Origin of the sequence: Achromobacter spanius (genome assembly GCF_002966795.1) — a bacterium.
Lineage (GTDB): Bacteria > Pseudomonadota > Gammaproteobacteria > Burkholderiales > Burkholderiaceae_B > Achromobacter > Achromobacter spanius_D.
The window spans coordinates 2,019,312-2,032,437 of record NZ_CP023270.1; the positions used below are offsets into that span (position 1 = coordinate 2,019,312).

General features: G+C 64.2%; 13 protein-coding genes. All 13 read left to right on the top strand.

Annotated elements, in window-relative coordinates; all coding sequences use genetic code 11:
* The first annotated feature begins 276 nt into the window (after positions 1–276).
* The 13 genes from ndk to hflC all read left to right on the top strand — a co-directional run bounded on the left by ndk (position 277) and on the right by hflC (position 13,063).
* The gene (ndk, locus tag CLM73_RS09070) at positions 277–702 is read left to right on the top strand and encodes a nucleoside-diphosphate kinase (protein WP_105238150.1); all 426 of its coding nucleotides are present in this window, start codon (positions 277–279) and stop codon (positions 700–702) included.
* Between the two features lie 44 nt (positions 703–746).
* On the top strand, positions 747–1,901 hold the full coding sequence (rlmN, locus tag CLM73_RS09075) for a 23S rRNA (adenine(2503)-C(2))-methyltransferase RlmN (protein WP_105238151.1): 1,155 nt from the start codon (positions 747–749) through the stop codon (positions 1,899–1,901).
* Positions 1,898–2,392, top strand: a complete 495-nt coding sequence (locus CLM73_RS09080) for a helix-turn-helix domain-containing protein (RefSeq protein ID WP_105238152.1) — start codon at positions 1,898–1,900, stop codon at positions 2,390–2,392. The genes rlmN and CLM73_RS09080 overlap by 4 nt, the downstream gene beginning before the upstream one ends.
* Before the next feature lie 14 nt (positions 2,393–2,406).
* The gene (ispG, locus tag CLM73_RS09085) at positions 2,407–3,693 is read left to right on the top strand and encodes a flavodoxin-dependent (E)-4-hydroxy-3-methylbut-2-enyl-diphosphate synthase (protein ID WP_105238153.1); all 1,287 of its coding nucleotides are present in this window, start codon (positions 2,407–2,409) and stop codon (positions 3,691–3,693) included.
* 54 nt (positions 3,694–3,747) lie between these two features.
* Positions 3,748–5,034, top strand: a complete 1,287-nt coding sequence (hisS, locus tag CLM73_RS09090; protein WP_105241440.1) for a histidine--tRNA ligase — start codon at positions 3,748–3,750, stop codon at positions 5,032–5,034.
* 3 nt (positions 5,035–5,037) lie between these two features.
* Positions 5,038–5,676 (top strand): YfgM family protein, encoded by a 639-nt coding sequence (locus CLM73_RS09095; RefSeq protein ID WP_105238154.1) that lies wholly within the window; start codon positions 5,038–5,040, stop codon positions 5,674–5,676.
* Positions 5,677–5,681: 5 nt separating this feature from the next.
* Entirely contained in the window at positions 5,682–6,839 is a 1,158-nt protein-coding gene (gene bamB / locus CLM73_RS09100) for an outer membrane protein assembly factor BamB (RefSeq protein WP_105238155.1), read from the top strand.
* Between the two features lie 25 nt (positions 6,840–6,864).
* On the top strand, positions 6,865–8,217 hold the full coding sequence (der, locus tag CLM73_RS09105) for a ribosome biogenesis GTPase Der (RefSeq protein ID WP_105238156.1): 1,353 nt from the start codon (positions 6,865–6,867) through the stop codon (positions 8,215–8,217).
* A 3-nt stretch (positions 8,218–8,220) separates the two neighbouring features.
* Positions 8,221–9,294 (top strand): histidinol-phosphate transaminase, encoded by a 1,074-nt coding sequence (gene hisC / locus CLM73_RS09110; RefSeq protein WP_105238157.1) that lies wholly within the window; start codon positions 8,221–8,223, stop codon positions 9,292–9,294.
* A gap of 156 nt (positions 9,295–9,450) precedes the next feature.
* The gene (gene hfq, locus CLM73_RS09115) at positions 9,451–9,687 is read left to right on the top strand and encodes an RNA chaperone Hfq (protein WP_006218585.1); all 237 of its coding nucleotides are present in this window, start codon (positions 9,451–9,453) and stop codon (positions 9,685–9,687) included.
* An 84-nt stretch (positions 9,688–9,771) separates the two neighbouring features.
* Positions 9,772–10,878: a GTPase HflX gene (gene hflX / locus CLM73_RS09120; protein WP_105238158.1), complete on the top strand. Its 1,107-nt coding sequence runs from the start codon at positions 9,772–9,774 to the stop codon at positions 10,876–10,878.
* Positions 10,844–12,142: an FtsH protease activity modulator HflK gene (hflK, locus tag CLM73_RS09125; RefSeq protein WP_105238159.1), complete on the top strand. Its 1,299-nt coding sequence runs from the start codon at positions 10,844–10,846 to the stop codon at positions 12,140–12,142. The genes hflX and hflK overlap by 35 nt, the downstream gene beginning before the upstream one ends.
* An 18-nt stretch (positions 12,143–12,160) precedes the next feature.
* The gene (gene hflC / locus CLM73_RS09130) at positions 12,161–13,063 is read left to right on the top strand and encodes a protease modulator HflC (RefSeq protein WP_105238160.1); all 903 of its coding nucleotides are present in this window, start codon (positions 12,161–12,163) and stop codon (positions 13,061–13,063) included.
* Positions 13,064–13,126: the final 63 nt, after the last annotated feature.

Sequence of the window (13,126 nt, forward strand, 5' to 3'; positions counted from 1 at the left end):
TCGGAAATGCGCGCAGAATCAATGGATTCGCGTGCAACCGGAATCCCGCTGGCATTCCGGGATGCGTCCGACAGGTCGGCAGTGTCGAATCCTGTCTTGGTCGGTGGTTCAGGACGGCCCGAGACACCCATTCGTTTCGGACCTCCTGCGTGCCAACGGCGCGATGGCGCTTGACGTGGCACCGAAGGGTGGCATCCAAGGGCGGCATCGACAAGCACAGAGCCCCACCAGGCAATTAATCAGAAACCCGTCAGAAATCAGTTTTCGGAGTCCTTTATGTCCATCCAACGTACCCTCTCGATCATCAAGCCCGACGCCGTCGCCAAGAACGTCATCGGCCAGATCGTCGGCCGTTTCGAGCAAGCCGGCCTGAAGGTCATTGCCGCCCGCCTGACCCAACTGTCGCGCGCCGACGCCGAGCGTTTCTACGCCGTGCACTCCGCCCGTCCGTTCTTCAAGGACCTGGTCGACTTCATGATCTCGGGTCCCGTGTTCGTGCAAGTGCTGGAAGGCGAAGAAGCCATCCAGAAGAACCGCGACCTGATGGGCGCCACGGACCCCAAGAAGGCTGACGCCGGCACCATCCGCGCCGACTTCGCCGACAGCATCGACGCCAACGCCGTTCACGGCTCCGACGCTCCGGAAACGGCCGCTGTCGAAGTGGCTTTCTTCTTCCCCGAAATCAACATCCACAGCCGTTAATTTTTGGCTTAAGTTGTTGAAAGCGCTTTAAGTTTTACCTGGTTATGGAATCCGTCGAACGAATCAATCTGCTGGGGCTGGACGGCTCCGCCCTGTCCGAACTGGTCGGGCAGTGGGGCGGCAAGCCGTTTCGTGCCCGCCAGTTGCAGCGCTGGATGCACCAGCGCGGCGCCGATTCGTTCGACGCCATGACCGACCTGGCCCGCGATTTCCGCAGCCAGCTTGCGTCGCATTGCCGCATCGAGGCCTTGCCCGTCAATATCGAGCAGCGCTCGACCGACGGCACCCGCAAGTGGCTGTTTGACGTGGGGCAGGGCAATGCCATCGAAACCGTCTTCATCCCCGAAGACGACCGCGGCACGCTGTGCATTTCCAGTCAGGCTGGCTGCGTGGTGAACTGCCGCTTCTGCTCGACCGGGCACCAGGGCTTCAACCGCAACCTGAAGACCAGCGAAATCATCGGCCAGTTGTGGTGGGCCAAGCGCGTGCTGGAGGCCGACATCGGCACGGCCCGCCTTGAAAGCGCCCGCGCCACCGAAGACACGCGCGTCATCAGCAACGTCGTCATGATGGGCATGGGCGAACCCCTGCTCAACTACGATCAGGTCCTGCCCGCGCTGCGTCTCATGCTGGACGACAACGCTTACGGCCTGTCGCGCCGCCGCGTCACGGTGTCCACCTCGGGCGTCGTCCCCATGATGGACCGCCTGTCGCAAGACTGTCCCGTGGCACTGGCCGTCTCGCTGCACGCGCCCAACGACGCGCTGCGCGACGAGCTCGTGCCGTTGAACAAGAAATACCCGCTGAAGGAGTTGCTGGCCGCCTGCGAACGCTATCTGGCGTTCGCCCCGCGCGACTTCATCACGTTTGAATACTGCATGCTGGACGGCATCAACGACACCGACCAGCACGCCAAGGAACTGATCCACATTGCACGCCAGGTGCGCTGCAAGCTGAACCTCATCCCGTTCAACCCATTCCCCGCGTCCGGTCTGAAGCGATCGGCCTCGGCGCGGGTGAAGGTGTTTGCCCAGCGTCTCATGGACGCCGGCATCATCACCACGGTTCGCAAGACCCGGGGCGACGACATCGATGCGGCTTGCGGCCAGCTGGCCGGAGAGGTGCGGGACCGCACTCGGATCACCGAGCGCAATGCCGCACAGCGCCAGACCATACCAATTAAACAGGTGCACGCATGACGCAGGATTTCGCTTCTGCAGTTTCCGACTCGTCCGCCGGTGCGGTGGGCAGCGTGGGCGCCGCCTTGCGCGGTTTGCGCCAGTCCAAGGGCTGGTCGCTCGACGAAGTCTCCAGCCGCATCAAGTTTTCCACCAAGCAGATCGAAGCCCTTGAAAACGAACAGTGGGATCACCTGCCCACCGGCGTTTCCTTGCGCGGCCTCGTGCGCAATTACGCGCGCCTGCTTGGCGCCGACGCCGAGGCCATCGTCGATTCGCTCGACCCCAAGGCTCGCGTCACCGGTCCGGCCAAGCTCAGCCCCAGCTCGCTGCACTCGGCGCATTCCATCCCCCAGTCCAGCGCCGACGACGACCGCTCGTCCACGACATCCTGGGGCTGGCTGATCGCCATCGTGCTGGTGCTGGCCGCCGGTGTGGCGTATGCCTTCTGGCAAGGTTGGCTGCCGCAGCAGTGGCTGCCGGCCGACTGGCTGCCGAAGTCGACCAAGTAACCCGGTTCAACCCGATGCAAGATTCATCTCTGCCTTGCCAGGACGCGCCGCCTCCCTCGGTGGGGGCCGCGCCGCGCCGCGCCACGCGTTCCGTCGCGGTCAAGTGGGGCGAACGCGTCGTGACGGTGGGCGGAGACGCCCCGGTCGTGGTCCAGTCCATGACCAACACCGACACCGCGGACGCCATCGCCACCGCGATCCAGGTCAAGGAGCTGGCGCAGGCCGGCTCCGAGCTCGTTCGCATCACCGTGAATACGCCGGAGGCCGCCCGCGAGGTCGTCGCCATCCGCGAACAGCTCGACCGCATGGGCGTCAACGTGCCGCTGGTGGGAGACTTCCACTACAACGGCCACAAGCTGCTGACGCAGTTTCCGGAATGCGCGCAGGCCCTGTCCAAGTACCGCATCAACCCCGGCAACATGGGGGGCGGTAAGCGCCGCGACGACAACTTCGCGCAAATGATCGAAGTCGCCTGCCGCTACGACAAGCCGGTGCGCATCGGCGTCAACTGGGGCAGCCTGGATCACGAGCTGATGGCGCGCAAGATGGACGAAAACAGCCGGCGCGCCCAGCCCTGGGAAGCGCAGGCCGTCATGCGCGACGCGCTGGTCGTCTCGGCCATCAGCAATGCCCAGCGCGCCGAAGAACTCGGCCTGCGGCGCGACGCCATCATCCTGTCGTGCAAGGTCAGCCATGTCCAGGACCTCATCGCGGTCTATCGCGATCTGTCCGCCCGTTGCGACTATCCCCTGCATCTGGGCCTGACCGAGGCCGGCATGGGCAGCAAGGGCATCGTGGCCTCGACCGCCGCGCTTGCCGTGCTGATGCAGCAAGGCATCGGCGACACCATCCGCATATCGCTCACGCCTGAACCGGGCGGCGATCGCAGCCGCGAAGCCATCGTCGCGCAGGAAATCCTGCAGACCATGGGACTGCGCGCCTTCACGCCCATGGTCGTCGCCTGCCCGGGCTGCGGCCGCACCAGCAGCACGTTCTTCCAGGAACTGGCCGACAGCATCCAGTCGTTCCTGCGCCGGCAGATGCCGGTGTGGCGCGCGCAGTATCCGGGCGTCGAATCCATGAACGTCGCGGTGATGGGCTGTGTGGTCAATGGGCCGGGCGAAAGCCGTCATGCCGACATCGGCATCAGTCTGCCGGGCACCGGCGAAGTGCCGGCCGCGCCGGTGTTCGTCGACGGCGAGCGCACGGTGACGCTCAAGGGCGACCATATCGCCGAAGAGTTCCAGGCCATCGTTGAAGAATACGTTGCGCGCCGTTATGGCGCGCTCGCCTCTCACTAAAGTAAGGGTGTAGCCACTGGCGCGCTTCTCGGGCGCGCCCGCGGCATGATCAAGATGACTCAAGCTTTCCAGAAAGTCGCCGCCATACGCGGCATGAATGACCTGCTGCCGGGGGCAAGCGCCCGCTGGGAGCAATTCGAGGAAATCGTGCGCGGCTGGCTGCGCGGCTACGGCTATCGCAATGTGCGTACGCCGGTGCTTGAGCATACGCGCCTGTTCGCGCGCGGTATTGGCGAAGTCACCGACATCGTCGAAAAAGAGATGTACACGTTCACCGACGCGCTCAACGGCGAGTCGCTGACCATGCGCCCCGAAATGACCGCCGGCATCGTGCGCGCCTCCATCGAGCACAACCTGCTCTACGACCGCCCGCAACGCGTCTACTCCATCGGTCCCGTTTTCCGCCACGAGCGCCCGCAGCGCGGCCGCTATCGGCAGTTCCACCAGATCGACGTCGAAGCCCTCGGCTTTGCCGGTCCCGATGTGGACGCGGAACTCATCGTCATGCTGGCCCGCCTCTGGAAGCTGCTGGGCCTGAAGGACGTGCGCCTGGAACTGAATTCGCTGGGCCAGCCGGCCGAACGCGCCGCGCACCGCGCCGCCCTGATCCAGCATCTGGAAAAGCACCGCGACATCCTGGACGAGGACGGCCAGCGCCGCATGTACAGCAATCCGCTGCGCGTGCTGGACACCAAGAACCCTGCCATGCAGGAAATGGCTGACAGCGCGCCGCGCCTGTTCGACTTCCTGGGCGAAGAATCCCGCGCGCACTTCGAAGGCGTGTGCCAGCGCCTCTCCGACGCCGGCATCGAATACCGCCTGAACCCGCGGCTGGTTCGCGGCCTGGACTACTACAACCTGACCGTCTTCGAATGGGTCACGGACCGCCTGGGCTCCCAAGGCACGGTCTGCGGCGGCGGCCGCTACGACGGCCTGGTCGAACTGTTGGGCGGCAAGACCGCGCCGGCCGTGGGCTTTGCCATCGGCATGGAACGTCTGCTCGACCTGTGGGAACAAAGCGTCGAAATCGCGGCGCCGGCCGAGTGCGATGTCTACATCGTGCACCAGGGCGAAGACGCGCAGCGTCTGGCCGCCCGGGTCGGCGAAGACCTGCGCGACGCGGGCCTGTCGGTCATCGTGCATGCCGGATCGGCGGGCTTCAAGTCGCAATTCAAGCGCGCGGACGCCAGTGGCGCCCGCGTTGCGGTTATCCTTGGCGCCGACGAAGTGGCGTCGCAGACCGCCAGCGTCAAGTTCCTGCGCGCAGAAGAGCAGGGCGAGGCGGCGCAGCAACAGGTTCCGCTGGCAAAGCTGGCCGACGCATTGAACAACAAGGGTTAAGGCATGGCATACGATCTTGAAGAACAGGAAAAACTCGACGCGATCAAGGCGTGGTGGGCCCGCTACGGGACGCTGCTGCTGGCGCTGACGACGGTGGTGCTCCTGGCTTGGGGCGGCTGGTGGGGCTGGAAGGCGTACGAATCGCACCAGGCCAATCAGGCCATGGGTTACTTCGAAGCGCTGGAAGATGCCGCTCGACTGGGCGGCGCCGATTCCTCGGTGCGCATCAAGACCGCCGCCTCGACGCTGCGCGAAAAATATCCCAACACCGGCTACGCCGCACGTGGCGCCCTCGTGGCCGCGCAGGCCCTGCAAGCGCAGAAGGATGATGCCGGTGCCCGCGAACAGCTCGAATGGCTGGCTGCCCAAGGCAAGAACCCCTCCATGCAAGCCGTGGCGCGCCTGCGCCTGGCGGGCATGATGCTTGACCAGAAGCAATACGACGCCGCGCTCGCGCAACTGAACAATCCGCCGGCCGCCTTTGCCGCCTTGTTCGCCGACCGCCGCGGCGACGTGCTGGCTGCGCAAGGCAAGCGCGAGGAAGCGCGCGCGGCCTGGCAGAGCGCCATTGATGGCCTGGGCCTGGCCAATCCCCTGACCCAGGTTGTGCAACTGAAACTGGATGCCTTGAGCGGAGCGTGACTGTAATGCGTAAATTTGCACCTGGCCGTACGTGGCGCGGCGCCGTCCTGCTGGCAAGCCTGCTTGCCCTGGGCGGTTGCGGTATGTTTTCCCATGACGACGGCCGCTACGATCCGGCACCCCTGACCGAATACAAGGCCGGCATGTCCGTGCGCCAGATCTGGTCCACTTCCATTGGCAGCGGCTCCGGCCTGGGCTTCGCGCCGATCGTGCTCGGCGACGCTATCTATGCTGCGACGCCTGATGGCTCCGTCGGCAAGTTCGATCTGCAAAGCGGCCGGGTCATCTGGAAGGCCAAGGCCGACACCAAGCTGTCGGCCGGCGCCGGCAGCGACGGCACCACCACCGCCGTGGCGTCGCCCAATGGCGACGTCATCGCTTTCGACGACACCGGCAAGGTGAAGTGGAAGGTCCGCGCCACCAGCGACGTCTCCATCCCGCCGGTTGTCGGCTACGGTATCGTTGTCGTTCGCAGCGGCGACTATCGCATCCAGGCTTTCGACGCCAACAGCGGCGAACGTGTCTGGAGCGTGCAGCGTCCCGGCCCGTCGCTCGCCTTGCGCAGCGTCTCGCAAATGGTCCTGGCCGAAGGGCTGGTCATCACGGGTCTGCCCGGCGGCAAGCTCCTGGCTATTGCGTCCAACAGCGGCAACGTGCAATGGGAAGGCACCGTCGCCACGCCGCGCGGCGCCGGCGACCTGGAGCGCCTGACCGACGTGGTGGGTGCACCTCGCATCGCGGGCAACCTGCTGTGCGCCGTGGCTTATCAGGGACGCATTGTCTGCTTCGACGTCACCGCCGGTGGCCGTCCGCTGTGGGCGAAGGACTTCTCCAGCGTCAGTGGCCTCTCGCTCGACGACCGCTTCGCCTTTTCCGCCGACCAGAACAGCGTGGTCAACGCGTTTGCGCTGGATAATGGCGGTAATCTCTGGAAGCAGGCCGCCCTGAAGAACCGCCAGCTCACCGCTCCGGCTATGCTGGGGGGCGCGCTGGCTGTCGGCGATCTGGACGGATATGTGCATTTCCTGTCGCGCAGCGACGGCAGCCTGATGGCGCGCCTGTCGGTGGGCGGCGGCGCGGTCGTGTCACCGCCGCAGACGACGCCCCAAGGCGTGCTGGTCCAGACGGGCAATGGCAATCTCGTCCTGATCGGCACCAACTGAACCTTATAAAACAAAGCCTTTTACCGTGTCTTTCAAGCCTGTCGTTGCCCTGGTCGGCCGCCCCAATGTGGGGAAATCGACCCTTTTCAATCGCCTGACGCGATCGCGCGCCGCGCTGGTGGCCGATTATTCCGGCCTGACCCGCGATCGCCACTACGGCGAGGGCAGGGTGGGCGATATCCCGTTCATCGCCATCGATACCGGCGGTTTCGAGCCCGTGGCCAAGGACGGCATCCTGCTCGAAATGGCCCGCCAGACCAGGCAGGCCATCGCCGAGGCGGACGTCGTCGTGTTCCTGGTGGATGCCCGCGCGGGCATCAACGCCCACGACCACGAAATTGCGCAACTGCTGCGCAAATCCGGTCAGCAGCGCGTGCTGCTGGCGGTGAACAAGGCTGAAGGCATGGGCCTGGGCCCCGCCATCGCCGAATTCCATGAACTCGGTCTGGGTCAGCCCTATCCCATTTCGGCCGCGCACGGCGACGGCATCGTCGACCTGATCGAGCTCGCGCTCAAGGATCTGGCCGAACCGCCCGCCGAAGAAGAACCGGCCGAAGAAGGCGAACACGATCACCGCATCAAGCTGGCGATCGTGGGCCGTCCCAACGTGGGCAAGTCCACGCTCATCAATACGTTCATGGGCGAAGAGCGCGTCATCGCGTTCGACATGCCTGGCACGACGCGCGACGCCATCGAAATCGATTTCGACCGCGATGGCCGCCGCTACACGCTGATCGACACGGCCGGGCTGCGCAAGCGCGGCAAAGTCTTCGAGGCCGTCGAAAAGTTCTCCGTCATCAAGACCTTGCAGGCCATCGAGGCCAGCAACGTCGTGCTGCTGATGCTCGACGCGCAGACCGAAATCTCCGAGCAAGACGCGCACATCGCCGGGTTCGTGCTGGAAACCGGCCGTGCCGTGGTCGTGGCCGTCAACAAGTGGGATGGCCTGGACGGCGAGGAAAAGGAACGCATCGAGCGCGAGTTCAACCGCAAACTGCGCTTTCTGTCGTTCGCACGCGTGCACACGATCTCCGCGCTGCGCGGGCAGGGCATCAAGCCCTTGCTCAAGTCCATCAATGCCGCTCACGCCGCCGCGTTTGCCAAGCTGTCCACGCCCAAGCTCACGCGCGAGCTGCAGGCCGCGGTCGAGCAGCAGCAGCCTCCGCGCAAGGGCATCTTCCGTCCCAAGCTGCGCTATGCGCACCAGGGCGGACAGAACCCGCCGCTGGTCGTTATCCACGGCAATGCACTGGACGCGATTCCCGACTCGTACCGCCGCTATCTCGAAACGCGTTTCCGCAATGCGTTCGACCTGGCCGGCACGCCGCTGCGTATCGAATTCAAGTCCTCGCACAACCCCTACACGCAGGAAAGCTGATCCATGAGCCGTTTCTGGAGTCCCGTTGTCGGGACGCTCAGTCCGTATGTGCCGGGCGAGCAGCCCAAGCTTCAGAACCTGGTCAAGCTGAACACCAACGAGCATCCTTACGGGCCGTCGCCCAAGGTGCTCGATGCGATCCGCGCGGCCTGCGACGACACGCTCAAGCTTTATCCGGATCCGTCCTCGGACCGCTTGCGCGAGGCCATCGCCGCCGCTGTCGGCGCGCAGCCGCAGCAGGTTTTCGTCGGCAATGGTTCCGACGAGGTCCTGGCGCATGCGTTCCTTGCGCTGCTCAAGCATGACCGTCCGCTGCGTTTTCCTGACATCACCTACAGCTTCTACCCGGTGTATTGCGGCCTGTACGGCATCGCGTTCGAAACGATGCCGCTCACCGCGGACTTTCGCATCGACGTCGAAGACTACCTGCCGGCGCGTCACGGCCAGGCAGGCGCCATCATCTTCCCGAATCCCAACGCGCCCACCGGCCGCGCGCTCAGCGCCGCCGAGGTCGAACGCATCGTGGCTGGTAATCCGGACACGGTCGTCGTCGTGGACGAGGCGTACGTGGATTTCGGCGCCGAATCGGTGATCCCGCTGGTCTCGCGGTACGACAACCTGCTGGTGGTGCAGACGCTTTCCAAGTCGCGCTCGCTGGCCGGTTTGCGGGTGGGCTTTGCCGTGGGGAGCGCCGCGCTCATCGACGGACTCGAGCGGGTAAAGAACAGTTTCAACTCCTACCCCATCGATCGGCTTGCATCCGCCGGCGCAGTGGCGGCCCTTGAGGATACGGAGTATTTTGAGCAGACCCGCAATGCCGTGATCGAGACCCGGTCGCGCATGACCGCAGGATTGGAGTCGCTAGGCTTCGAGGTGCTCCCGTCGGCGGCGAACTTCGTGTTCGCACGCCATCCGGCGAAAGACGCCGCGACGCTTGCCGCCGCCCTGCGTGAACGCAGCATCATCGTGCGTCATTTTCGTCATGCTCGGATCGACCAGTTCCTGCGCATCACGGTGGGTACCGAAGGCCAATGCGACATGCTTCTGCAAGCGCTCGACAAGATCCTGCAGGCGTGATTTCAAGGGCTTTTAAGCTGGAAAACTCTGGTCTCATTTTTGCTTCCCGGCCAAGTAGCACGGGCCGGGAAAACCCTGTAGAGTACGTGTTTCGGCGTGCTCCACCAGTACAAAAAGCGCGTCATCACTCAATAACAATCAAATGGAGCCTGGCCAATGAGCAATAAAGGGCAAACTCTGCAAGATCCGTTCCTCAACACGCTGCGCAAGGATCATGTGCCCGTGTCGATCTACCTCGTGAACGGCATCAAGCTTCAAGGGCAAATCGAATCCTTCGACCAATACGTGGTGCTGCTGCGCAATACGGTCACCCAGATGGTCTACAAGCACGCCATTTCGACCGTCGTTCCCGCGCGTGCCGTCAATTTTCAAGTGGAAGTCCCTGCTGAGTAATCTCGCTCCAGCTTTACCTTTTATTGCCCGCCAGACGGTTCCCGTCGGCGGGCATTTTCGCTTTGGCTCGAATATGGTGCATGTATGCGCGCTCTGATCATCAGTGTGGATCTCGGTGATCCGGACTTCACGGCCCACGCCGAGGAATTCGCCATGCTGGCCAAGGGCGCGGGCGCCGAAATCGTCGGCACCCTGACGGCCCGCCGCGATCGCCCCGACGCCAAGTTCTTCATCGGCTCCGGCAAGGCCGACGAAGGCGTCGCGATGGCGCAGGCGCTGCTTGCCGATATCGTCCTTTTCGATCAGCCTTTGTCTCCCGCCCAGCAACGTAACCTTGAGCGCGCCTTCAACCTGCGCGTCGTGGATCGCGTCGCGCTCATCCTGGACATCTTCGCGCTGCGCGCAAAGAGCCACGAAGGCAAGCTGCAGGTCGAACTGGCCCAGCTCCAGCATCTGGCCACACGCCTCACGCGGATGTGGAGTCACTTGGAGCGCCAGCGCGGCGGTATCGGGATGCGTGGCCCGGGCGAATCCCAGCTCGAAATGGACCGCCGGATGATCGGCGTGAAGGTCAAGACGCTGCGCGAGCGGCTCGACAAGGTCGAACGCCAGCGCATTACCCAGCGGCGCGCCCGTGCGCGGGGCGGTGCGCTGTCGGTTTCCCTGGTGGGCTACACCAACGCCGGCAAGTCGACGCTGTTCAACGCGCTGACCCGGGCCGACGCCTACGCCGCCGACCAGCTATTTGCCACGCTGGACACGACGACGCGCCGCATCTGGATCGAAGGCGCCGGATCGGTGGTGGTGTCAGACACCGTGGGCTTCATCCGCGACCTGCCTCACAACCTGATCGCCGCCTTCCGGGCCACACTAGAAGAAACCGTGCATGCCGATCTGCTCCTGCATGTGGTGGACTCGGCCAGCCCGCAGCGGGATGAGCAGATTTTCGAAGTGAACAAGGTCCTCGCCGAAATAGGCGCTGCCGCGATTCCCACCATTCTGGTATACAACAAGATCGACCAGGCGGGCCTGGAACCGCGGGTGGAGCGCGACGCACATGGTACGATTGCGCGAGTATTTGTAAGCGCCACCGAGCGCGCCGGTTTGGATGCGTTGCGCGGGGCAATTGCGGAGACCGGACAGATTGTGGGAAACAATGCCGCGAATTATCAAACTCTTCAATCTGAATGACCCCGGCTGGGGTCGTGGAAACAACAATGGCTCCGAGCCGCCGCCTAAGCGGCCCCAAGGCAATGGAGACGGCCCTCCTGACCTGGACGAGGTCTGGCGCGATTTCAATAATCGCATCGGGAACCTGTTCGGGCGCAAGGGCGGTGGCGGCAACAACCGTCCCGGCAACCGTGGCGGCATGACGCCGCCATCCCCGCGTGGCACACGCATCGGCCTGGGCGTCATCGCCCTGGTCGCGGCGGGCATCTGGCTGGCCAGCGGCTTCTACATCGTGCAGGAAGGCCAGGTCGCGGTCGTGACCCAGTTCGGCAAGTACAAGAGCACGTCGCAAGCCGGTTTCCAGTGGCGCATGCCTTATCCCATCCAAAGCCATGAAATCGTCAACGTGTCGCAACTGCGCACGTTCGAAGTCGGTTTCCGTGGCGGCGCGCGCAACAAGGTCCTGCCTGAAGCGCTGATGCTCACGACGGACGAGAACATCGTCGATATGCAGTTCGTCGTCCAGTACCGCCTGCGTGCGGACGGCGCGCCCGACTATCTCTTCAAGACGCGCGACCCGGACGAGTCCGTGCGCCAGGCATCTGAAACCGCCATGCGCGAAGTCGTGGGCAAGCAGTCGATGGACTTCGTGCTGTACGAAGGCCGTACGACGGTGGCTTCCCAAGTCCAGGCGCTGATGCAGCAGATCCTCGATCGTTACCAGACGGGCGTGCAGGTCAGCACCGTCGCCATCCAGAACGTGCAGCCGCCCGAGCAAGTGCAGGCCGCGTTCGACGACGCCGTCAAGGCCGGTCAGGATCGTGAGCGCCAGATCAACGAAGGCCAGGCGTACGCCAATCAGGTCGTGCCGTTGGCCAGCGGTCAGGCGTCGCGCATGACGGAGCAGGCCGAAGGCTACAAGGCCAAGGTCGTCGGCGACGCGCAAGGTAATACGTCGCGCTTCACCAGCATCCTGGGCGAATACGAGAAGTCGCCGCAGGTCATGCGCCAGCGCATGTACCTGGAAAGCATGCAGGACATCTTCACCCGCGCCAGCAAGGTCATGGTCGACACCAAGAGCAACAACAACATGTTGTATTTGCCCCTGGACAAGATCATGCATCTGGCGGCTCAGGATGCAGGCAAGTCGAACATCGGCAGCTCCGGCTCGCCCGTGTCCAACACGCCTGTCCAGCAGCCTGCGCGCGGTTCGGCCGCGCCGGTGCCGCAGCCTTCCGGCAGCAGCAATAGCAACACGCTGCCCCGCGACCGTATGTCGCGCTAATCCGGAGGAGTCCTGAACATGAATCGTCTTATGCCCATCCTGGTCGGCCTGCTCATCGTGCTGGCCCTCCTTTCCTCCAGCGTTTTCGTGGTGCGCGAGCGCGACTATGCCTTGGTGTTCTCGCTGGGTGAAGTCCGCCGCGTCATCAGCGAACCGGGCCTGTACTTCAAGGTGCCGCCGCCTTTCCAGAATGTCGTCACGCTCGACAAGCGCATTCTGACCATCGAAACCAACGAAGCCGAGCGCATCCAGACTTCCGAAAAGAAGAACCTGCTGATCGACTCCTACGTCAAGTGGCGCATTGCGGATCCCCGCCTGTTCTACGTGACGTTCGGCGGCAACGAGCGCGCGGCGCAAGAGCGCCTGCAAGCCCAGATCCGCGACGCCCTGAACGCGTCGGTCAACGTGCGTACCGTGCGGGACGTGGTCTCCACCGAACGCGACAAGATCATGGCGGAAATCCTGACCAACGTCGCCAAGCGTGCTGAGCCTTTGGGCGTGCAGATCGTTGACGTGCGTCTGCGCCGCATCGAGTTCGCGCCGGAAATTTCCGAGTCGGTCTACCGCCGCATGGAAGCCGAGCGTACTCGCGTCGCCAACGAACTGCGCTCCATCGGCGCTGCCGAAGGCGAGAAGATCCGCGCCGAAGCCGACCGCCAGCGCGAGGTCATCGTGGCCCAGGCGTATGCCAAGGCCCAGGGCGTCATGGGTGAGGGCGATGCTGCCGCGGCAGCCATCTACGCCGAAGCCTACGGCAAGAACCCGGACTTCTACACGTACTACAAGAGCCTGGAAGCCTACCGCGCCTCGTTCTCGAAGCCGGGCGACGTGCTGGTCGTGGACCCCAGCTCCAGCTTCTTCCAGTTCATGAAGGATCCGGCGGGCGCCGCCCTGGCGCCGGTCACCGTGCCGGCCAAGTGATGCACCGCGGCTAGTACGAACGAAAAGCCTCTCGGGTTCCTGAGAGGCTTTTCTGCTTCTGGC

Bases quoted from the DNA above. Each gene is read 5' to 3' on its own strand.
- hflX (WP_105238158.1), top strand. From the start codon at position 9,772: ATGCGCGCTCTGATCATCAGTGTGGATCTCGGTGATCCGGACTTCACG.
- hflC (WP_105238160.1), top strand. From the start codon at position 12,161: ATGAATCGTCTTATGCCCATCCTGGTCGGCCTGCTCATCGTGCTGGCC.
- hflK (WP_105238159.1), top strand. From the start codon at position 10,844: ATGCCGCGAATTATCAAACTCTTCAATCTGAATGACCCCGGCTGGGGT.
- ndk (WP_105238150.1), top strand. From the start codon at position 277: ATGTCCATCCAACGTACCCTCTCGATCATCAAGCCCGACGCCGTCGCC.
- ispG (WP_105238153.1), top strand. From the start codon at position 2,407: ATGCAAGATTCATCTCTGCCTTGCCAGGACGCGCCGCCTCCCTCGGTG.
- CLM73_RS09080 (WP_105238152.1), top strand. From the start codon at position 1,898: ATGACGCAGGATTTCGCTTCTGCAGTTTCCGACTCGTCCGCCGGTGCG.
- hisC (WP_105238157.1), top strand. From the start codon at position 8,221: ATGAGCCGTTTCTGGAGTCCCGTTGTCGGGACGCTCAGTCCGTATGTG.
- bamB (WP_105238155.1), top strand. From the start codon at position 5,682: ATGCGTAAATTTGCACCTGGCCGTACGTGGCGCGGCGCCGTCCTGCTG.
- hfq (WP_006218585.1), top strand. From the start codon at position 9,451: ATGAGCAATAAAGGGCAAACTCTGCAAGATCCGTTCCTCAACACGCTG.
- CLM73_RS09095 (WP_105238154.1), top strand. From the start codon at position 5,038: ATGGCATACGATCTTGAAGAACAGGAAAAACTCGACGCGATCAAGGCG.
- rlmN (WP_105238151.1), top strand. From the start codon at position 747: ATGGAATCCGTCGAACGAATCAATCTGCTGGGGCTGGACGGCTCCGCC.
- hisS (WP_105241440.1), top strand. From the start codon at position 3,748: ATGACTCAAGCTTTCCAGAAAGTCGCCGCCATACGCGGCATGAATGAC.